The following is a 19971-nucleotide window of genomic DNA, read 5'->3' as shown; positions in this document are numbered from 1 at the left end:
GGGACGGGCGTCGTTGGCGATGTGGCCGTCTTCTGAGCGTCATTGGCAGTGTCAGTCACGAGAACAGCCTAATCGCGCCGTCTGTCGCTCGCGCACACCCAGAGCCTCGGAACTTGGTGGGACTCACGAATTGCGGCCGGGTCGCCGCCCTGGTCGCCTACGCCGAAGCCACGCGTCGGCCGCTCGTCAGCCGCTGGGCCGCCGCTGCGATCCGCTCGTCCGTCGCGGTGAGGGCGACACGGACGTGCTCGCCGCCGGCCGCGCCGTAGAAGGTCCCCGGGGCGACGAGGATGCCCCGCTCCGCCAGCCACGCCACCGTGTCGAGTGCCGGTTCGCCCCTGGTGGCCCAGAGGTACAGGCCCGCTTCGCTGTGGTCGACGCGGAAGCCCGCGCCCTCGAGCGCACGTCGGAGCATGCCGCGACGGGCACGGTACAGCGCCTTCTGCTGCTGCACGTGCGTCTGGTCCTCGAGCGCGAAGATCATCGCCTGCTGCACGGGCAGCGGCGGCATCATGCCGGTGTGCTTCCGGACGGCCAGGACCTCGGCGAGCACCGCAGCGTCGCCGGCGACGAAGGCGGCCCGGTAGCCGGCCAGGTTGGACTGCTTCGACAGGGAGTACACGCTGAGCACACCGTCGACGGAGTCGCCCACGACGCGCGGGTCGAGGATCGTCGGGGTCGGCTGCTGGTCGAAGGGTGCTTCCCAGCCGAGTTCGGCGTAGCACTCGTCCCCGACGATCACGGCGCCGAGGGCACGGGCGCGCGCGACGGCGACGCGGAGTTCCTCGATCGAGAGCACCCGCCCGTCGGGGTTGCCCGGGGAGTTCAGCCAGACGAGCTTCGTGCCCTCCGGCCACGCGGCAGGGTCGTCGGACGCCAGGGCTGTGGCACCGACGAGCGCCGCGCCGAGCTCGTACGTCGGGTACGCGGCGGCGGGGAACACGACGGTGTCCCCCCGCCCGATGCCGAGCCAGAGCGCGAGTCCGGCGATGAACTCCTTCGACCCGATCGTCGGCAGCGTCTGGACCTCGGTCAGCTCCACGCCGTGGCGGCGGCCGTACCAGTCGGCGATGGCCTGGCGGAGCGCAGGGGTCCCGGCGACCTGCGGGTAGGCATGCGCGTCCGTTGCGTCGGACAGCGCCCTCCGGATGACCGATGGGGTGGGATCGACGGGGGAACCGACGCTGAGGTCGACGATGCCGCCCTCGTACTCGGCCGCGCGCTGCTTGAACGGGACGAGCTGGTCCCAGGGGAAGTCGGGGAGGTCGAGTGGCACGTGCGTGTCGTTCAGCCGCGCGGCGGTTCGGCCATGACGACCGGGTGGTCCTTGTGGATCACCCCGACCTTGGCGGCACCGCCCGGGGAGCCCACCTCGTCGAAGAACTCGACGTTGGCCTTGTAGTAGTCGGCCCACTCGTCCGGGAGGTCGTCCTCGTAGTAGATCGCCTCGACCGGGCAGACGGGTTCGCAGGCGCCGCAGTCCACGCACTCATCCGGGTGGATGTACAGCGAGCGGTCGCCCTCGTAGATGCAGTCAACGGGGCATTCGTCGATGCACGCGCGGTCCTTGACGTCGACACAGGGCTGGGCGATCACGTAGGTCACGGTCGGGTTGCTCCCTTCGAACTGAGCGCTTCGAGTCTACTCGCGGGCGGCCGGCGTCCCTGACCGCGGGCCGTCGGCGTCGACACGGGCGTCAGCGGCGGCACGCGCACCGGACAGGTCTGGCCACGCGAGCGCCAGCATGGCGACGATCGCCGGTCCGAACGTCCACACGTACCCGGCGGTGTTCGCGAGCACGAGCGGGGAGCTCTGCCCGCCGACCGAGACCAGCACCTGGGTCGCGACGATGACCCCGATGCCGATCGCCGCGACCATCGCCCGCGACCGGTACAACAACCGCACGCCGACCGTCAGCCCGACGACGATCAACGTCGTGAGGACGATGCCGATCGGGAAGGCACCGAGGGTCTGCTGGTGGGTGATCGTGCCGAGTCCGCCGGCGAGGAGCCCGACCACGAGCGACACGACGACCGCGGTCGCCTTCCCGGCAGGGGTCATCTCGGCGTACGTCTCCGGAGCGGGCGCCGACGGCGGTGTGTCGTGCCGGAAGGCCTCGGTGGCCGGAGCCTGGTGACGCGCACCGTGCGGCATCACCCATGACAGAGCGAGCGGGTCGGCGGGATCGACGGGGTCGACGGTGACCTGGGAGCGGTACTGCTCGACCGCCGCACGGACCTTCGCCCGGACCGGGAGCACGTCCACGGTCAGGTCCGCTTCACCGGATCCCGGGTCGACGATCATCGAGAACGGGACGTCCTCGGCCTTCGCCGCGTACTTCGCCGCGTGGTGCACCCGCACGTGGTCCGGATGTCCGTACCCGCCGTCGTCTGCGTAGCTGATGACCGCGTCCGCCGCCGTGGAGCGGATCGCGGCGCGGACGTCGTCGACGACCTCGCCGAGGTCGGCCATCGTCAGGGAATCGGCCGGGGCGTCGTCCGCGGCGACCGCTCGCCCGTCCGGTCCCCACTGCATGCCGGAGTCCGTGTAGCGGCGCTCGGGCAGGTCGGTCGGTCGGGCACCGGGTCCGCCGAGCCAGAGGTGCGCCGGTCCCCCGAGGGCGGCGAGTGCCGCCGCGATCTCGGTCTCACGGTGGGCGGCGACGCGCGGCGCGTCACCGAACAGCGGCGCCAGCTCCGGCGTGAGCATCTCGCCGCGCTCGCCCCTGGTCGCCGTGAGCACGGTGACCTCGGACCCGAGCTCGAGGAGCGTCGCGATGGTGCCTCCGGACGACAGGGTCTCGTCGTCGGGGTGGGCGTGCACGATGAGGACACGCTCGGGGCGCGTCGCGGTGGCCTTCGACATCGGGTCCAAGCGTACGGGACCCTTGCCGGACGAGGCCTGCCTAGCGCGGGGTGACGATGTAGGTCGCGGTCGCCCCGGCGTCCGACTTCGAGAAGGTCAGGACGACCCGGTGGTCGTCGCTCCGGAAGATCCCGAACGCACTCGACGTGTCCGACCGCTTCGCCGACTCGGTGAACCCGGCGTCGGTGAGCTGCTGCGCGGCCGCGGCGAAGTCGTCCACCCCGGCGGCCTGCACCTGCACCACCCAGCCGGACCCGTTCGGCCCCGTCCCACCGCCGAGCACCGTCCCGTCGACGAGCGGCACCGCTGCGGTCGGGAACCCCTCGGGGACCTTGCCGTCGGACGTCACGTTCGCGCCCTTCAGCGCGGTGTCAAGCGCGCCGTCGATGCCGCCGGCGATGTTCGACATGCCCTGCTCGATCGCGGAGCCGTCGATCCCCTGCACGTGCTCGCTGACGTCCGAGGCCACCGAGGACCCGAGGTCCGTCGCCTGCTTCAGGGTGTCCGAGGAGCAGCCGGTGAGCCCGGCCAGGGCGATGCCGGCCGCCACGGCGGCCACGAGCGGGGTGCGGATGGCGTTGCGCATGCGGACAAGCTAACGGGTCAGCCTGGGCCCACGCCGCCGGTTCCTGAGCGACGCGCCAGCGGCGCTCAGGCCGTGCCGGTGGGGAGAGGCTCGGCGCGAGTTCCCTGGGAGTCTCACGTCCCTGCCGGGCGCGACCCGAGCCTCCCGTCCGGTCCGGTGGTGTGGTGGGTCAAAACGCGCGTAGGAGGTCGGAACGCGCGTAGGGGGTCAGTTCTTTCGACCCCCTACGCGCGAAACCGCTTCCCAATGCGGGCGTTGTGGGAAGGAACGCGCGTCAGCGCAGGTAGGCGCGCGCGGCCGCGACGAGCGCGTCGACGCCCACCGGGATCGCGGTCTCCGCCTGCGGCGCGTAGAACGGCGAGTGGTTGCTCGGGATGTCCTCGCCGCGACGGAACAGCTCCGGGTCGGTGATGCCCGTGAACCAGTACACGATCGGCACGCCTGCGGCCGTGGCGAGCTGCCCCACGTCCTCCGACGCCATCGCGAGGCCGGACTCCAGGTCGACGGCGTTCGGGACCGCCGGACGGAGGGCATCGAGGACCTTGGCGGCCTGCTCCGGGTCGTTCACGAGGACGTCGGCACCCGGGAACCGCTCGATCGTCGGCTCGGGCAGGCCACCCGCCTGGCTCTCGGCGCGGACGATGCGCTCGATCGAGTCGATGATGCGGCCGCGGGTCTCCTCGTTGCGCGCCCGCGTCGAGATCTCGATGACCGCCTTGTCGGGGATGATGTTCGCCCGACTTCCGGCGTGGAAGCTCCCGACGGTCACGACACCAGCGTCGCTCGGGGAGGTCTCGCGGGAGACGATCGTCTGCAGCCGCACGACCGCCGACGCCGCCGTGACGACGGGGTCGAGCGAGGACTGGGGTGCCGAGCCGTGGGCGCCGCGGCCGTTGAACGTGACGGCGAACCGGTCGCTCGACGCCATCACCGCACCGGCACCCACCGCGACCATGCCGACCGGTGCCGGTGCGGAGTGCTGGCCGAGCACGATCGAGGGCTTCGGGAATCGCTCGACGAGGCCGTCGTCGACCATCGCCCGGGCACCGGAGATGACCTCTTCGGCGGGCTGGAACACGGCGACGACGGTGCCGGACCAGTCGGCCTTCGTCGCGGTGAGGCGCTCGAGCGTCCCGAGGAGCCACGTGACGTGGATGTCGTGGCCGCAGGCGTGCATCGTCGGGACGTCGGCGCCGGTCTCGTCGGTGCCGCGGTGGGTGCTCGCGTAGGGCAGGCCCGTGCGCTCCTCCACCGGCAGGCCGTCCATGTCCGCACGGAGCCAGATGACCGGACCGTCGCCGTTCGACAGGACCCCGACGACGCCGGTGCCGCCGACGCCCTCGGTCACGTCGATGCCGCCCAGCTCGTGCAGCTTCGCGGAGACGACACCGGCGGTGCGGTGCTCCTGGAAGCCGAGCTCCGGGTGGGCGTGGAGGTCTTGGTACAGCGAGAGGAGGTCGAGAGTCACGGCATCAACCGTATCCCTCGACCTCCTCGTGCACTGTGTGCGGGTGCTTACGCGTCCTGGCGCTTCAGGCGGGCGTACGCGCGCTGCCGGGCCTGCGCGTCGAGCTCGACCTTGCGGATGCGCACGGCGTCGGGGGTGACCTCGACGCACTCGTCCTCGCGAGCGAACTCCAGGCACTCCTCGAGGGAGAGCTGGCGCGACGGCGTCATCGACTCGAAGGAGTCGGCGTTCGCCGAACGCATGTTCGTGAGCTTCTTCTCCTTGGTGATGTTCACGTCCATGTCGTCGGCGCGCGAGTTCTCGCCGATGACCATGCCCTCGTAGACCTCTTCGGTGGGGTTGACGAAGAACGTCATCCGCTCCTGGAGGTTCGTGATGGCGAACGGCGTGACGACACCGGAGCGGTCGGACACGATGGAGCCGTTGATGCGGGTCTGGATCGGGCCGGCCCACTCGGCGTAGCCGTGCGAGATCGCGTTGGCGATGCCGGTGCCGCGGGTCTCGGTGAGGAACGACGTGCGGAAGCCGATGAGGCCACGCGACGGCACGATGAACTCCATACGGATCCAGCCGGTGCCGTGGTTCGTCATGTTCTCCATGCGACCCTTGCGCGCGGCCATGAGCTGCGTGATCGCGCCGAGGTGCTCCTCTGGCGTGTCGATCGTCATGTGCTCGTACGGCTCCTGGAGCTTGCCGTTCTCGTCACGCTTGGTGACGACCTGCGGCTTGCCGACCGTGAGCTCGAAGCCCTCTCGACGCATCTGCTCGACGAGGATGGCCAGCGCGAGCTCGCCGCGACCCTGGACCTCCCACGCGTCGGGGCGGCCGATGTCGAGCACCTTGAGCGAGACGTTGCCGACGAGCTCGCTGTCGAGGCGGTTCTTGACCATGCGGGCGGTGAGCTTGTGGCCCTTGACCTTGCCGACGAGCGGGCTCGTGTTGGTCCCGATGGTCATCGAGATCGCCGGGTCGTCGACAGTGATGGTCGGCAGCGGGCGGACGTCCTCGGGGTCGGTCAGGGTCTCACCGATGGTGATCGTGTCGAAGCCCGCGACGGCGACGATGTCACCGGGACCAGCGGACTCGGCTGGGTAGCGGTCGAGCGCCTTGGTGATGAGGAGCTCGGTGATGCGGGCGTTCTGGACGGTGCCGTCGTGCTTGACCCACGCGACCGTCTGGCCCTTCTTCATCGTGCCGTGGAAGATGCGCAGCAGTGCGAGGCGGCCGAGGAACGGCGACGCGTCGAGGTTCGTGACGTGCGCCTGCAGGGGGTGCTCGTCGTCGTACTTCGGGGCCGGGACGTGCTGGAGGATCGCCTCGAAGAGCGGCTCGAGGTCGTCGTTGTCGGGCAGCGAGCCGTCGGCCGGCTTGTTGCGGCTGGCGGCACCGGCACGACCCGAGGCGTAGACCACGGGGACGTCGAGGATGGCGTCGAGGTCGAGGTCGTCGACCTCGTCCGAGAGGTCGGACGCGAGACCGAGGAGCAGGTCCTGCGACTCGGAGACGACCTCGTCGATGCGGGAGTCTGGGCGGTCCGTCTTGTTGACGAGCAGGATCACCGGGAGCTTCGCGGCGAGCGCCTTGCGGAGCACGAAGCGGGTCTGGGGCAGCGGGCCCTCCGACGCGTCGACGAGCAGCACGACACCGTCGACCATGGACAGGCCGCGCTCGACCTCGCCACCGAAGTCGGCGTGGCCGGGGGTGTCGATCACGTTGATGGTGATGGGGCCGTCGGAGCCGAACTCGGTCGCGTGCTTCCCGTTGTAGAGCACCGAGGTGTTCTTCGCGAGGATGGTGATGCCCTTCTCGCGCTCGAGGTCGTTCGAGTCCATCATCCGGTCTTCGCCCTCGAAGTGGGCGTCGAACGAGTTGGTCTGCGTGAGCATCGCGTCGACGAGCGTGGTCTTGCCGTGGTCGACGTGTGCCACGATGGCGACGTTGCGCAGGTCGGACCGGGTGGCGAGCGCCATACAGGACATCCTTCAGGTTCTGGGAGAGTGTCGGGCCGACGTCGTCACGACACCGCACCCGCGGGCAGAACGCCCGACACACCAGTCTACCGGTAGTTCGCAAGTGGCAGGAGTACAGCACATGAGCCGACGGCGAACGTGGGTCGAGATCACGATCGTCCTGATGCTCTCGTTGGGCGGCAGCGCGCTCTACTCGGTGCTGCAGATCATCGACGACCTGTCGCAGACCACCCCGCTCGGGCAGCAGTCCACGGCGCTCAACACGTCGACGACCACGGTGCAGTACGTCGACCTCGCGAGGCAGCTCGTCGGCATCGCGGTAGACCTGGCCCCGGTCGCGCTGGTCTGCTACCTGCTCTGGAGCACCACCCGCCCACACCTGTCGCGCCTGGGCATCGACCGGATCCGGGCCGGGTCCGACATCGGCGTCCCCGTCCTCATCGCGCTCGGCATCGGGATCCCGGGGCTCGCGCTGTACTTCACGGGCCGTGCGCTCGGGTTCACGGTCAACGTGAACCCCGCTGCGCTCGACTCGTACTGGTGGACGATCCCCGTCCTGCTGCTCTCCGCGATCCGCTCGGGGCTGCAGGAGGAGGTCATCGTCATCGGGTACCTGTACGCGCGCCTCGGCGAGATCGGGTGGGGGCGTTGGCAGATCATCCTGTCCACTGCACTGCTGCGCGGCAGCTACCACCTGTACCAGGGCTTCGGTGCGTTCGTGGGGAACGCCGTGATGGGCATCGCGTTCGGGTGGATCTACACGAAGTGGGGCCGGCTCATGCCCCTCATCGTGACGCACTGCATCCTCGACGCCGCCGTCTTCGTCGGGTACCCCTGGGTGGCGCACGCCTTCCCCGCGCTGTTCCGGTAGTCGCCGACGGCGACCGCGCGGCGGACGGGAGGCTCGGTGCGCGTCCGGCACCGAGCCTCCTGTCCGGCGGTCCGGCGGTCCGGCGGTCCGGCATGCGGAGGAGTGCGCGGAAGTGGCGGCGTCACGGGGCGCTGGGTCGCACCTGCTCGACGCTCGTCGTCCGGCCGCCGCTCGGTTCCGGCGCGCACCCGCCGAGTGCGCGGAAATGGCGACCACCGGGCAGCATCGGCCGTCGTTGCTGCGCACTCGATCGCGAACGGCGCGTGGTCGCGACCACGGGGCGGACGGGAGGCTCGGTGCGCGTCCGGCACCGAGCCTCCTGTCCGGCACTTGGTCACCTTCGGACCGCCGGCCGCCGCGCCCCGCGAACGGGCGAAATACCGGGGCGGGCGCACGACGGGACCCGGGTATTCCGCCCGCTCGTGCCGGGGACGGAGCGCAGACGGACGAGTGCGCAGAAGGCGGGGTCCGGACGCGTCCGTGAGCCCGTCTTCTGCGCACTCGATCGAGTGTCGGCGGCTACGCGGTCAGCGTCGCCACCTGGTCCGGGTAGTGGCACGCCGCGCGGTGGTCGACGGACGCACCGCGGTGCGACGTCTTCTCGGGGACCTCGTCCTCGCAGCGCGACTTCTGCGCGTCCGGGAGCATCGCGTACAGCGGGCAGCGCGACCGGAACCGGCAGCCGGTCCGACGCTCGGTGGGACTCGGCGGGTCACCGGGGAGCAGGATCGTCGTCCGGCTGCGCTCGATCACCGGGTCGGGCACCGGCACCGCCGACATCAGCGCCGCCGTGTACGGGTGCATCGGGCGTTCGAAGACCTCGTCGACCGCGCCCTCTTCCACCGTGCGGCCGAGGTACATCACGCTGACGCGGTCCGCGACGTGCCGGATCACCGACAGGTCGTGCGAGACGAACAGGTACGACAGGCCGAGGCGCGCCTTGAGCTCGGCGAGCAGGTTGAGCACGCCGGCCTGGATCGAGACGTCGAGTGCGGAGACCGGCTCGTCGAGGACGATCAGCTCCGGCTCGGTGGCGAGCGCCCTGGCGATCGAGATGCGCTGCCGCTGGCCGCCGGAGAACTCGTGCGGGTAGCGGTCGGCCTCGGCGGAACGGAGTCCGACGAGTTCGATGAGCTCGGGCACGCGCTCGGCGATGCGGTCGGCACTCGCTCCGACTGCTCGCAGCGGTTCGGCGACCACGTCGTACACGGTCATGCGTGGGTCGAGGCTCGCCGCCGGGTCCTGGAACACCATCGAGATCCGGTTGCGGAGGGTCTTCGTGCCGGACTTGCTCGTGTCGACCGGGGCGCCGAAGAGCTCGACGGTGCCGACCTCGGGACGCTCCAGGTCCATCAGCTGGTGCAGCGTCGTGGACTTGCCGGAGCCGGACTCCCCCACGAGCCCGAGCGTCTCGCCCTGGCGGATGTCGAGGTCGACCCCGTCGACGGCATAGACCTCGCCGACCTTGCGGCGGAAGACCGAGCCCTTGACGAGCGGGAACGTCTTCGTGAGCCCCTCGACCTGGACGACGGGGTCGCGGTCGGCGCGCTGCACATGCGCGGCCGGGGCGGTGTCGATCGACGGCAGCGTGAAGATCGCTCCCGCGTCGGCGTGGGCCTTCGCGACCTCGTCGGTGCGGTGGCAGGCGGCGGCGTGCGGGACGCTCGTGTCCACCGGCGCCTCACCGGGGACGCCGGCCGCGACGTCGAGGACCTCGAGCGCCGGCTCGGACGTCCGGCATGCCTCCGCAGCGAGCGGGCAGCGATCGGCGAACGGGCACGCGTCGGCTAGCCCGATGAGCGACGGCGGCGATCCGGGGATCGGCACGAGCGGACCGCCGCTGGACTCGTCGAGCCTGGGCAGGGCGCCGATGAGGCCGATCGTGTACGGCATCCGGGGCCGCGCGAACAGCTCGTCGGCGCTGGCGGTCTCCACGATCCGTCCGGCGTACATGACCGCGATCCGGTCGGCGATCCCGGCGATGACGCCGAGGTCGTGGCTCACGAACACCAGTGCCGCGCCGGTCTCCCGCTGCGCGGTCCGGAGCACGTCGATGATCTGCGCCTGGATCGTCACGTCGAGCGCCGTGGTGGGCTCGTCGGCGAGGATCACCTCGGGGTCGTTCGCCATCGCCATCGCGATCATCGCGCGCTGCCGCATGCCGCCGGAGAACTCGTGCGGGAACGCGTCGACGCGGCTCTCGGCCTGCGGGATGCCCACGAGCTTCAGGAGCTCGATCGCACGCTCGCGGGCCTGCTGCTTCGTGACGTCGCGGTGGATCCGGACGGTCTCGGCGATCTGCTCGCCGATCGTGTACACCGGCGTGAACGCGGACAGCGGGTCCTGGAAGACCATCGCCACCTTCGACCCGCGGAGCTTGCTCATCTGCCGGTCGCTGCGACCGACGAGCTCCTGCCCGTCGAGGTCGATCGAGCCGGTGACGACGGTGGTCTCCGGGAGCAGGCCGAGGATCGCCATGCTCGTGACCGACTTGCCCGAGCCGGACTCGCCGACGATGCCGAGGACCTCGCCACGGCGGAGCTCGAGGTCCACCCCGCGGACGGCGTGCACCTCGCCCCGAGGGGTCGGGAAGCGGACGTGCAGGTCGCGGACGCGGAGGATCTCGTCGGTGTTCGTCGTGGTGGTGCTCATGCGCCGGCGCCCGCCTGTGTGGTGATCGACGCCGCGTCGACCGCGGCCTGGTTCTGGTCGCGCTTCCGACCCGTGCGCTTCTGCTTCTTGCCCGTCGCGGACGTCGGGTCGAGGGCGTCACGGAGGCCGTCGCCGAGCAGGTTCGCCGCGATCGCGAAGATCACGAGCGCGCCTGCCGCGAAGTAGAACAGCCACGGGCTGGTGAGTGCCGCGTCCTGGTTCTGCGCGATGAGGGTACCGAGCGACACGTCGGGCGGCTGCACGCCGAAGCCGAAGTAGCTGAGGCTGGTCTCCGCGAGGACCGCCGCGCCCACCTGGATCGTCCCGTCGATGATCAGGAACGACGCGACGTTCGGCAGGATGTGCCGGACGATGATCCGGAACGGCCCGATCCCCATGTACCGCGCGGCCCGGACGAACTCGCGCTCCTTCACGGACAGCGTCATCGAGCGGACGACGCGCGCCGTGACCATCCACCCGAACGCCGCGATGAGGACCACGAGCACGATCCACCCCGAGTTCTGGATGCGCGGGCTGATGATCGCGATGATGAGGAACGACGGCAGCACGAGCAGCATGTCGACGAAGAACATCACGATGCGGTCGGTCCAGCCGCCGAAGTACCCGGCCGCCGCGCCGGTGAGCGCCGCGAGGGCGGTCGAGAACAGCGCGACGAGCAATCCGATGAGCAGGCTCTTCTGCATGGCACGGGCGGTCTGGGCGAACACGTCCTGTCCGATGCCGTTCGTCCCGAACCAGTGGGCTGCACTCGGCGGCTGCGTGAAGGCGGTGTAGTCGATCTGCGAGTACCCCCACCTGGTCACGAACGGGCCGAGGAACGCGAACGCGAACAGCAGGACGATCACGACGAGGCCGATGCCGGCACCGCGGTTCATGAAGACGCGGGCGACGGTCTGGACGAAGCGGTTCCGCTGCTTCTGGCTCGTCCCCGGGCTACCGGGCAGCGGGACGTCGGCCTTGCCGAGGGTGTCGCCGTCGACGGGTTCGATGCGGGTGTCGGTCATCTCAGCTCCTCCGGACGCGCGGGTCGAGCGCTGCGGTCATCACGTCGGCGAGGAAGCCCGCGATGAGCACCACCACCGAGGCGAAGAGTGTGTACGCGGTGACCGCGTTGACGTCGTTGCCCTGGACGGAGTCGATGAACCACGCGCCGAGGCCGTTCCACCCGAAGATCTTCTCGGTGAACGTCGCACCGGTGAGGATGCCGAGGAAGCCGTATGCGAACAGCGTCGTCATCGGGATGAGCGCCGTCCGGAGTCCGTGCTTGAAGGTCGCCTGTCGCCTGGTCAGGCCCTTCGCACGTGCGGTACGCAAGAAGTCCGATCCGAGCACGTCGAGCATCGTCGCGCGCTGGTAACGGCTGTAGATCGCGATGAGGCCGAGTGCGATCGAGATCGTGGGGAGCAGCAGGTGCACCCCGCGGTCCACGAAGAGGTCCCACCACGTGCCGGTCAGCCCGGGGGTCGCCTCGCCGGTGAAGTTGATCAGCTGCTGCCCGGTGTCCTGGTTGAGCTTCGTCGCGCCGATCTTGAGGAACACCGCGGTCAGGAACACGGGCGTCGAGATCAGGAAGATCGAGATGATCGCGCTCACCCTGTCCGATATGCGGTACTGCCTGATCGCATTCCACACCCCGACCAGGACACCGATCACGATGCCGATCACCGACCCGACGAGGAGCAGCCGCAGACTGACGCCGAGCCGTGGCCAGAATGCGTCGTCCACGCTCCGGTCCTGGATGGTCTGCCCCAGGTCACCGTGGACCGCGTCGCCCAGCCAGTGGCCGTAGCGGACGATGATCGGCGTCTTGTCGTTCACGCCGATGTGGTCCAGTTTGGCGTCGATGACGGCCACGGGCGGGGCCGGATTGCGCTGCGCGTACACGGATCGTGGGCTGAAGGTCGCCGACGCAAGGAAGTACGTCAACGACGTGGCGAGGAACACGAGCACGACGTAGTACACGATTCGACGCGCCAGGAAGCGGATCATGCGGAACACCCTACGGGTCGATTTGTTTCCGGGAGATGTCACAGACCGTCCGGCCGGGTAACGATTCATAGTTCGAAGACGAAATGTTCTGACGCCCCTGCTCGGGGGTCATAGTGTGTTCCACAACTTCACGAGGGGAAGAACATGTTGCACAAGAAAGTCCTCGCGACGACGGCGGTCCTCGCCGGCATCGCGCTGGCCGTGACCGGCTGCTCGGGCGGTGGCTCGACGGGATCGAGCTCAGACTCCGGCAAGAAGTCGCTGCCGTCGGCCGCCCAGATCAACGAGAAGCCCGTGTCGGACCTGCAGCAGGGCGGCACCGTCCGGCTGCCGATCTCGCAGTGGATCTCGCAGTGGAACTACTTCGAGCTCGACGGCACCCTGCAGGACGCCGCCGACATCGAGCAGGCAACGATGCCGCACACGTTCAACATCGATGCCGACGGCAAGCCGCAGCTCGACAAGAACACGCTCGAGTCCGCGAAGGTCACCAGCGAAGACCCGCTGACGATCACGTACACGGTGAACCCGAAAGCGCAGTGGAACGACGGCTCGCCGATCACGTGGAAGGACTTCGAGGCGCTCTGGAAGGCCAACAACGGCACCGACGAGAGCTACCAGATCGGTGACGACACCGGCTGGAAGGACATCGAGTCCGTCACGCAGGGCACCGACGAGCGCCAGGCGATCGTGAAGTACTCGACGCCGTTCTCTGACTGGAAGTCGCTCTTCAGCCCGCTCTACCCGGCGAGCGTCATCGGTACCCCCGACGGCTTCAACAACGGCTACAAGGACAAGGTCCCGCTGTCTGCCGGTCCCTACAAGGTCTCCAAGCTCGACGAGACCGCCGGCACCGTCACGCTCGCCCCCGACCCCAACTGGTGGGGCGACAAGCCGAAGCTCGACACCGTGATCTTCCGCTCGCTCGACGGCAACGCGGACATCGACGCCTACCTCAACAAGGAGCTCGACTCCGTGGCGGCCGGCACGTCGGACCGCTACGCCCGGGTCAAGGACGCGAAGAACACGAAGATCTACGCGTCCCAGTCCGCGTCCTACACGCACGTGGACTTCTCGACGCAGGGGCTCCTGAAGGACAAGAACCTGCGCCTCGCGATCCAGCACGCGGTGAACCGTGACTCGCTCGCCTCGGTGATCGGCGGCACCCTGCCCTACAAGCTGCCGGTGCTGAACAACCACGTGTTCCTCGCCACGGACGACGGCTACAAGGACAACTCGAGCCCGAACGGCACCTTCGACGTCGACAAGGCGAAGAAGATCCTCGATGACGACGGCTGGAAGACCGACGGCACGTACCGCAAGAAGGACGGCAAGAACCTGTCCATCTCGATCACCATCCCGTCCGGTGCGACGAGCTCGCAGAAGATGGCCGAGGTCATCCAGTCGCAGCTCAAGGACGTCGGCATCAAGCTGTCGATCAAGGCGGTGTCGAGTGACGACTTCTTCCCGCAGTACGTCACGCCGGGCAACTACGACATGACGATCTTCCTCTGGGGCGGCACCGGCTACCACGCCAGCGGCGCGAGCATCTTCATCACCGGCGACACCGGCCAGAACTACGGTCGCGTCGGCACGAAGTCGATCGACAAGCTCGTCAACCAGGCGATCGCCGAGACGGATGCCTCGAAGGCGAACGCCCTGTGGAACAAGGTCGACAAGCAGGTCTGGTCGATCGGGCACTCGCTGCCGATCGTGCAGTCGCCGCGTGTCATCGCGCAGAACCCGAAGCTCGCCAACTACGGCGCACGCTCGGGCGCGATGGCCTACGACTGGACGAAGGTCGGCCTCACGAAGTAGTCGATCCGCACCAGGTCACAGCGGGGTCGAGCGCAGCAGCGCTCGGCCCCGCTGGCCGTTTCGACAGCAACCGTCCGGACTCACAGCCCTCCCGCAGCGCGCCGAGGGCTCCCCCGCCCCCGCGCGCCGTACGTTGTGCACATGAGCATCCCCGTGGTCGGCGAACCCGCCCCGACCTTCACCCTGCCGGGCATGATCGTCCGCGACGGGGTGCGCACCGACGACGAGTACGACCTGTCGTCCGAGATCGGTCGCACGATCGTCCTCGCCTTCTACCCGGGCGATGCCACCCCCGTCTGCACCGCGCAGCTCTGCAGCTACCAGGAGGAGCTCGACGAATTCGGCGACCTCGGTGCCGTCGTCTGGGGCATCAGCCCGCAGGCGCTCGACTCGCACGAGGCCTTCGCCCGCGACTCCTCGCTCACCTTCCCGCTCCTCAGCGACACCGCAGGCACCGTCATCCGCGACTACGGGGTCCGCGCGCCGGGACTCGGACTCCGACGCTCCGTGTTCGTCATCGGCCCGGACGGCATCGTCCGCTGGCGGCACGTCGGACTCGTCGGGCTCCGGTTCCCGAAGGCCTCCGTGATCCGCGCGGAGATCGAACAGCTCGTCCGGTAGGTACGTCCGCATCGACTTTGCGCTCGATCGGCGTGTCGATTTCCTGATCCTTTCGTGCAGGGGTATTGACACCCGAACTGGGGTCGGGGACCATCGTCGGTACGAGAGATCCGTCATGGATTTGCCTCCCCGGAACATCGGGTCGTCAGTTGGTACGCGCACGGCGTTTCACGCCCGCTCAACAGACGGTTCCGGGGAGGCACTCTCGCACCTCTCCTACGATGGAGCCGTGAGCGACTCCCCCGGCCCCGTACCCGCGCGCATCGTCGCTCCCGGCATGCGGACGTTGGCCATCGTGCTCTGGGCCGTCGCCGCCGTCCTGCTCGTCCTCGGCTTCATCAGCCGCGGTGACACGTCGGTCCTCCTCGTGCCGATCCCGAGCATCTTCATCGCGTTCGTGGCATGGGCTGCGCTCTGGCGTCCTCGGCTGCTGCTCACCCCAGACGCGCTCGTGGTCGTCGACGTCCGCCGTACCTCGACGTACGCCTGGCGACGCGTCACCGGCGTCCGGACGAAGTACGGCCTCGAGATCCAGTCGAACGAACCCGACCGTCGCACCTGGATCGCGCCGCGGCCGACGGCACGATTGCGCGTGGACCGGCCGGGAGGCTCGGTGCCAGCAACCGTGGACGCTGCGGCTGCCGAGGTACTCGCGTTCGTCCCCGCGGCGGCTCCGCAGGACGGCCCGCCTCCGGCGACCGTCACCCCGCACCCGATCGTGCACCGTGTCCACGGATGGACGATCCTCGCGATCACGATCCTCGCCATCGCCGCGTCGATGGCCGCCGCCCGCCTCTGACCGCGCCCGCCGACGTGCGGGCTGGGCGCCATCAGGGCGTGCGCTCGTGCGTGCGTGCGCTCGCTCCTGCGTGCGTGCGTGCGTGCGCTCGCGCGTGCGTCCGTGCGTGTGGTGCGTGCGTGTGTGCGTGCGTGCGTGGCGGACCGTGACTCGAGCGGGCGAAATACCCGTGTCGGTCCCAACCCGAGCCCTGGCATTTCGCCCGTTCGGCCGCACGCGGAGCCCGACCCACGGTGAAGTCGCCATCCGTGGCGACTCGGCAGACCCGAGGCGACACGGACTGCGATCTCACCCGGCGTCGGTCCGGATACGAGGCGGGCAGGACGGTCGCGCGGACGAGGGGCGGTCCTCCAGTCCGTGTCCACGGTCGAGCGGGCGGTATACCCGGGTGGGCGCTCGGACCGACCACGGTATCTCGCCCGCTCGGCGCAAGCGCGGCCCGCGGGAGCACGCCCGCACGTCGAGCGGGCGGAATACCCGGGTGCGCGCTCGGGGCGACCACGGTATTTCGCCCCCTCGACGCAAGCGCGGCCCGCGGGAGCACGCCCACCCCGTCGAGCGGGCGAAATACCGTGGTGCACGCTCGGGGCGACGACGGTATTTCGCCCGCTCGACGGGGCCGGTCGGGGCGGAAACGCGGAACGCGCCGCCCCATCGGGGCGACGCGTTCCGTGTGCGGTGAACGGGGGCTCAGCGTCCGAACTCGAACGAGGCGCCCGGGATCGCGGCCAGCAGGTCGCGGGTGTACTGCTCCCGCGGGTTGGCGAAGACCTCGTCGGTCGTCGCCTTCTCCACGATCTGTCCCTTGCGCATGACACACACGTTGTCCGCGACGAGGCGGACGACGGCGAGGTCGTGCGTGATGAAGAGGTACGTCAGGCCGAGTTCCGACTGGAGCTCGGTGAGGAGCTCGAGGATCTGGCCCTGCACGAGCACGTCGAGCGCGGAGACCGCCTCGTCGAGCACGATGACCTCGGGCTTCAACGCGAGCGCACGCGCGACGGCGATCCGCTGCCGCTGACCGCCGGAGAGCTCGTTCGGGTACCGGTTCACCATCGAGGACGGCAGCGCCACCTGGTCGAGGAGCTCGCGCACGCGAGCGCGACGCGATGCCTTGTCCCCGACGCCGTGCGTGACGAGCGGCTCCGCGATGGTGTTCCCGACGTTGTACATCGGGTCCAGCGACCCGTACGGGTCCTGGAACACGGGCTGCACACGGCGGCGGAAGTCGAAGAGCTCCTTGCCCTTCAACGCACCGATGTCGGTGCCGTCGAACTGGACGGTGCCGCTCGTGATGCCCTCGAGCTGCAGCACGAGCTTGGCGACGGTCGACTTGCCCGAGCCGGACTCACCGACGAGCGCCGTGGTGGTGCCCTTCGGGATCGAGAACGACACGTCGTCGACGGCCTTCAGCTCACGCGACGCGAGGTTCTTGCCGCGCAGCTTGTAGATCTTCTGCAGGTTCTTGACGACGATGAGGTCCTCGGCCGGCTGGTGCTCGCGCTCCTGGGCGCGTGCGATCAGTTCGGCGTCGTCGCTGCCGCTGTCCGAGATCGCGATGCTCTCGTGCTGCACCTTCGACTGGATGCGGCGGCTGGCGAGGGACGGTGCCGCGGCGACGAGTCGCTGCGTGTACGGGTGCTGCGGGTTGCCGAGGATCTCCTGCGACGGACCCGCCTCGACGACCTGCCCCTTGTACATCACGACGAGCTTCTCGGCACGCTCGGCGGCGAGGCCGAGGTCGTGCGTGATGAAGAGCACGCTCGTGCCGTAGTCGCGGGTCAGGGTCTCGAGGTGGTCGAGGATGACTCGCTGCACGGTCACGTCGAGCGCGCTCGTCGGCTCGTCGGCGATGAGCAGCTGCGGGTGGCTCGACAGGCCGATCCCGATGAGCACGCGCTGCCGCATGCCGCCGGAGAACTCGTGCGGGTACTGCTTGAGACGGTTCGCGGCGTCGCCGAGACCCGCTTCCTTCAGGACCTCGATCGCACGCTCGCGCACGGCCTTCTTGCCGGTGGCCATGCCGTTCGCACGGATGGCTTCCTCGACCTGGAACCCGATGGTCCACAGCGGGTTGAGGTTCGACATCGGGTCCTGCGGGACGTAGCCGATCTCCTTGCCGCGGATCTCGGACATCTCCTTGTCGGAGAGGCCGACGAGCTCGCGACCGTTGAACTTGATCGACCCGCCGGTCACCTGGCCGGCGCCGGGCAGCAGCTTGATGATCGCCTGGGCGCTCGTGGACTTGCCGGAACCGGACTCGCCGACGATCGCGAGTCGCTCACCCTGCTCGAGGGTGAAGTCGACACCGCGGACCGCCTGGACGAACCCGCTCTGGGTCTTGAAGCCGATCTCGAGACCGGAGATCTCGAGGAGCGGCGCGCCGTTCGCGTTGGCGCGACGCGCGGTCGGCTCGGTCAGCGTCTCGCTCATCGGCGGGCCCTCGCCTTCGGGTCGAGTGCGTCGCGGACCACGTCACCGAGGAGGAGGAACGCGAGCACGGTGATGGACAGGGCGAGCGACGGCCAGAAGATCGTCGACGGGTTGGTGCGGAGCGACGGCTGCGCGGCGTTGATGTCGTAGCCCCAGCTGAGCGACGACGGCGGCAGACCGATCCCGAGGAACGACAGGGTCGACTCGGCGACGATGAACGTGCCGAGCGAGACGGTCGCGACGACGATCACCGGGGCGATCGAGTTCGGTATGACGTGGCGGATCAGCGTCTTGAACCGGCTCACACCGAGTGCTGCCGATGCGGTGACGTAGTCCGCGTTCTTCGCGGACAGCACCGCACCGCGCATGATGCGGGCGATCTGTGGCCACGCGAACGCCGCGAGGACGAGTGCGACCGTCCACGGGCTGCGCTGCGGGATGCTCGACATGATCACGATCGCGCCGAGGACGGTCGGGATCGAGAAGAAGATGTCACCGATGCGGGACACCACGGAGTCGAGCCATCCGCCGTAGAAACCGGCGAGCGAGCCGACGATCACGCCGACGATGACCACGAGGATCGTCGCGACGAGGCCGACGAGCAGGGAGTTCTGCGTGCCGTAGATGACACGGGAGTAGACGTCGCAGCCCTGGCGCGTGTAGCCGAGGATGTGGCCGGCGCTGCCGCCCTTCCCGGAGTTCGACAGGTCGCACGCACGCGGGTCGGCGTGTGCGAACACACCCGGCACCAGTGCGACGGCGATGATCAGGACGATCAGGACGCTCGACACCCAGAAGATCGGACGGACGCGCATGGAGTCCCACGCGTCGGTCCAGAGCGACCGGGTCTTCTCATCTTCGTTGACGTTGTCGATCGCCTGGAGCGGCGTCTCCTCGAGCGGCGCGACGTAGTGCGTCGCCGAGCGCGATTCGGTGTTACTTGGCATAACGGATCCTCGGGTCCAGGACGGCGTACAGCAGGTCGACCAGGAGGTTGGCGAGCATGAAGATGATGACCATCACGGCGACGAACGACACGACGGTCGGACCCTGGCCGAGCTTGACGGCCTGGTAGACCGTGCCGCCGACGCCGTGGATGTTGAAGATGCCCTCGGTCACGATCGCGCCGACCATCAGGTTGCCGATGTCGATGCCGAGGTAGGTGACCACCGGGATGAGCGAGTTCCGGAAGATGTGCACACCGATGACGCGGCGACGCGGGAGTCCCTTCGCCGTGGCGGTACGCACGAAGTCGGCGCTCATGTTCTCGGCGACGCTGGCACGGGTGAGTCGCACGATGTAGGCGAACGACCCGGTCGCGAGGACGATCGCGGGGAGCACGAGCTCCGACCACGGCGCCTGACCGGAGACCGTCGCACGGAACAGCCCGAGCTGGATGCCGAGTCCGTACTGCAGGACGAAGCCGATGACGAACACCGGGATCGAGATGAGGAACAGGCTGACGACGAGCGCGGTGGCGTCGAAGAGCTTGCCCTTCCGGAGGCCGGCGATGACACCGACGATGATGCCGGCGACCGACTCGAACACCAGCGCGAGGATCGCGAGGCGTGCCGTGATCGGGAACGCCTGCGCGAGCTGCTCGGTGACCGGGATGCCCGAGTACGTCACGCCGAGGTCACCGCGGAACACGCCGCCGATCCACAGCAGGTACTGGACGATGAACGGCTTGTCGAGGTTGTACTGCGCGCGGATCTGTTCGATGACCTGGGGCGACGGCTGGTGGTCGCCGAAGAGCGCGGCGATGGGGTCTCCGGGGAGGAGGAACACCATCAGGTAGATGAGGAACGTGGCACCGAAGAACACGGGGATCAGCTGCAGGAGGCGCTTCCCGAGGTACCAGAGCATCAGATCTCCGCC

General features: G+C 69.1%; 16 protein-coding genes. 4 read left to right on the top strand and 12 right to left on the bottom strand.

The features are described from left to right. Nucleotides 1-157 precede the first annotated feature (157 nt). From dapC to typA, 6 genes are all read right to left on the bottom strand, one after another. On the bottom strand, nucleotides 158-1276 hold the full coding sequence (gene dapC / locus QK288_RS07605) for a succinyldiaminopimelate transaminase (protein ID WP_281267202.1): 1119 nt from the start codon (nucleotides 1274-1276) through the stop codon (nucleotides 158-160). A gap of 11 nt (nucleotides 1277-1287) precedes the next feature. After that, nucleotides 1288-1605: a ferredoxin gene (fdxA, locus tag QK288_RS07600; RefSeq protein WP_281267201.1), complete on the bottom strand. Its 318-nt coding sequence runs from the start codon at nucleotides 1603-1605 to the stop codon at nucleotides 1288-1290. 36 nt (nucleotides 1606-1641) lie between these two features. After that, complete coding sequence (locus tag QK288_RS07595) at nucleotides 1642-2865, bottom strand: PIG-L family deacetylase (protein ID WP_281267200.1); 1224 nt, start codon at nucleotides 2863-2865, stop codon at nucleotides 1642-1644. A gap of 40 nt (nucleotides 2866-2905) precedes the next feature. Beyond that, nucleotides 2906-3451, bottom strand: a complete 546-nt coding sequence (locus tag QK288_RS07590) for a hypothetical protein (RefSeq protein WP_281267199.1) — start codon at nucleotides 3449-3451, stop codon at nucleotides 2906-2908. Between the two features lie 274 nt (nucleotides 3452-3725). Then, nucleotides 3726-4919: an amidohydrolase gene (locus QK288_RS07585; protein WP_281267198.1), complete on the bottom strand. Its 1194-nt coding sequence runs from the start codon at nucleotides 4917-4919 to the stop codon at nucleotides 3726-3728. Nucleotides 4920-4966: 47 nt separating this feature from the next. Next, complete coding sequence (gene typA, locus QK288_RS07580) at nucleotides 4967-6889, bottom strand: translational GTPase TypA (protein ID WP_281267197.1); 1923 nt, start codon at nucleotides 6887-6889, stop codon at nucleotides 4967-4969. A gap of 121 nt (nucleotides 6890-7010) precedes the next feature. Between typA and QK288_RS07575 the strand changes: the two genes are divergently transcribed. After that, the gene (locus tag QK288_RS07575) at nucleotides 7011-7760 is read left to right on the top strand and encodes a CPBP family intramembrane glutamic endopeptidase (protein WP_281267196.1); all 750 of its coding nucleotides are present in this window, start codon (nucleotides 7011-7013) and stop codon (nucleotides 7758-7760) included. Nucleotides 7761-8279: 519 nt separating this feature from the next. On the opposite strand, the gene QK288_RS07570 is transcribed toward QK288_RS07575, so the two are convergent. From QK288_RS07570 to QK288_RS07560, 3 genes are read right to left on the bottom strand one after another with little or no spacing between them, the layout of a single operon-like run. Further along, nucleotides 8280-10412, bottom strand: coding sequence for an ABC transporter ATP-binding protein (locus tag QK288_RS07570; RefSeq protein WP_281267195.1), 2133 nt, complete (start codon nucleotides 10410-10412; stop codon nucleotides 8280-8282). Next, entirely contained in the window at nucleotides 10409-11437 is a 1029-nt protein-coding gene (locus tag QK288_RS07565) for an ABC transporter permease (protein ID WP_281267194.1), read from the bottom strand. The genes QK288_RS07570 and QK288_RS07565 overlap by 4 nt, the downstream gene beginning before the upstream one ends. Nucleotide 11438: 1 nt before the next feature. After that, complete coding sequence (locus QK288_RS07560; RefSeq protein WP_281267193.1) at nucleotides 11439-12422, bottom strand: ABC transporter permease; 984 nt, start codon at nucleotides 12420-12422, stop codon at nucleotides 11439-11441. 144 nt (nucleotides 12423-12566) lie between these two features. Here QK288_RS07560 and QK288_RS07555 point away from each other — a divergent pair, with 144 nt between their 5' ends. The 3 genes from QK288_RS07555 (at nucleotide 12567) to QK288_RS07545 (ending at nucleotide 15660) form a co-directional block, all read left to right on the top strand. Then, on the top strand, nucleotides 12567-14240 hold the full coding sequence (locus QK288_RS07555) for an ABC transporter family substrate-binding protein (protein WP_281267192.1): 1674 nt from the start codon (nucleotides 12567-12569) through the stop codon (nucleotides 14238-14240). A gap of 141 nt (nucleotides 14241-14381) precedes the next feature. After that, nucleotides 14382-14861 (top strand): peroxiredoxin, encoded by a 480-nt coding sequence (locus tag QK288_RS07550; RefSeq protein WP_281267191.1) that lies wholly within the window; start codon nucleotides 14382-14384, stop codon nucleotides 14859-14861. Between the two features lie 229 nt (nucleotides 14862-15090). Then, entirely contained in the window at nucleotides 15091-15660 is a 570-nt protein-coding gene (locus QK288_RS07545; protein WP_281267190.1) for a PH domain-containing protein, read from the top strand. 690 nt (nucleotides 15661-16350) lie between these two features. Here QK288_RS07545 and QK288_RS07540 read toward each other — a convergent pair. Genes QK288_RS07540 through QK288_RS07530 form a run of 3 tightly spaced genes read right to left on the bottom strand, consistent with a single transcriptional unit; the run spans nucleotide 16351 to nucleotide 19959 of the window. After that, nucleotides 16351-18093 (bottom strand): ABC transporter ATP-binding protein, encoded by a 1743-nt coding sequence (locus QK288_RS07540; protein WP_281267189.1) that lies wholly within the window; start codon nucleotides 18091-18093, stop codon nucleotides 16351-16353. Further along, complete coding sequence (locus QK288_RS07535) at nucleotides 18090-19040, bottom strand: ABC transporter permease (protein ID WP_281267188.1); 951 nt, start codon at nucleotides 19038-19040, stop codon at nucleotides 18090-18092. Before QK288_RS07535 ends, QK288_RS07540 begins: the two co-directional genes overlap by 4 nt. Beyond that, nucleotides 19030-19959 (bottom strand): ABC transporter permease, encoded by a 930-nt coding sequence (locus QK288_RS07530; protein ID WP_281267187.1) that lies wholly within the window; start codon nucleotides 19957-19959, stop codon nucleotides 19030-19032. The genes QK288_RS07535 and QK288_RS07530 overlap by 11 nt, the downstream gene beginning before the upstream one ends. Between the last annotated feature and the right edge of the window lie 12 nt (nucleotides 19960-19971).

The sequence above is a fragment of the Curtobacterium sp. 9128 genome (assembly GCF_900086645.1).
In the GTDB taxonomy this organism is placed as follows: domain Bacteria; phylum Actinomycetota; class Actinomycetes; order Actinomycetales; family Microbacteriaceae; genus Curtobacterium.
This window is presented reverse-complemented; position numbering and strand designations above follow the sequence as displayed.

Coding starts and splice junctions, on each gene's coding strand:
- QK288_RS07595 (WP_281267200.1), bottom strand. CDS start 2,865: ATGTCGAAGGCCACCGCGACGCGCCCCGAGCGTGTCCTCATCGTGCAC.
- QK288_RS07555 (WP_281267192.1), top strand. CDS start 12,567: ATGTTGCACAAGAAAGTCCTCGCGACGACGGCGGTCCTCGCCGGCATC.
- QK288_RS07590 (WP_281267199.1), bottom strand. CDS start 3,451: ATGCGCAACGCCATCCGCACCCCGCTCGTGGCCGCCGTGGCGGCCGGC.
- QK288_RS07550 (WP_281267191.1), top strand. CDS start 14,382: ATGAGCATCCCCGTGGTCGGCGAACCCGCCCCGACCTTCACCCTGCCG.
- QK288_RS07570 (WP_281267195.1), bottom strand. CDS start 10,412: ATGAGCACCACCACGACGAACACCGACGAGATCCTCCGCGTCCGCGAC.
- QK288_RS07535 (WP_281267188.1), bottom strand. CDS start 19,040: ATGCCAAGTAACACCGAATCGCGCTCGGCGACGCACTACGTCGCGCCG.
- QK288_RS07530 (WP_281267187.1), bottom strand. CDS start 19,959: ATGCTCTGGTACCTCGGGAAGCGCCTCCTGCAGCTGATCCCCGTGTTC.
- QK288_RS07540 (WP_281267189.1), bottom strand. CDS start 18,093: ATGAGCGAGACGCTGACCGAGCCGACCGCGCGTCGCGCCAACGCGAAC.
- QK288_RS07575 (WP_281267196.1), top strand. CDS start 7,011: ATGAGCCGACGGCGAACGTGGGTCGAGATCACGATCGTCCTGATGCTC.
- typA (WP_281267197.1), bottom strand. CDS start 6,889: ATGGCGCTCGCCACCCGGTCCGACCTGCGCAACGTCGCCATCGTGGCA.
- QK288_RS07565 (WP_281267194.1), bottom strand. CDS start 11,437: ATGACCGACACCCGCATCGAACCCGTCGACGGCGACACCCTCGGCAAG.
- QK288_RS07560 (WP_281267193.1), bottom strand. CDS start 12,422: ATGATCCGCTTCCTGGCGCGTCGAATCGTGTACTACGTCGTGCTCGTG.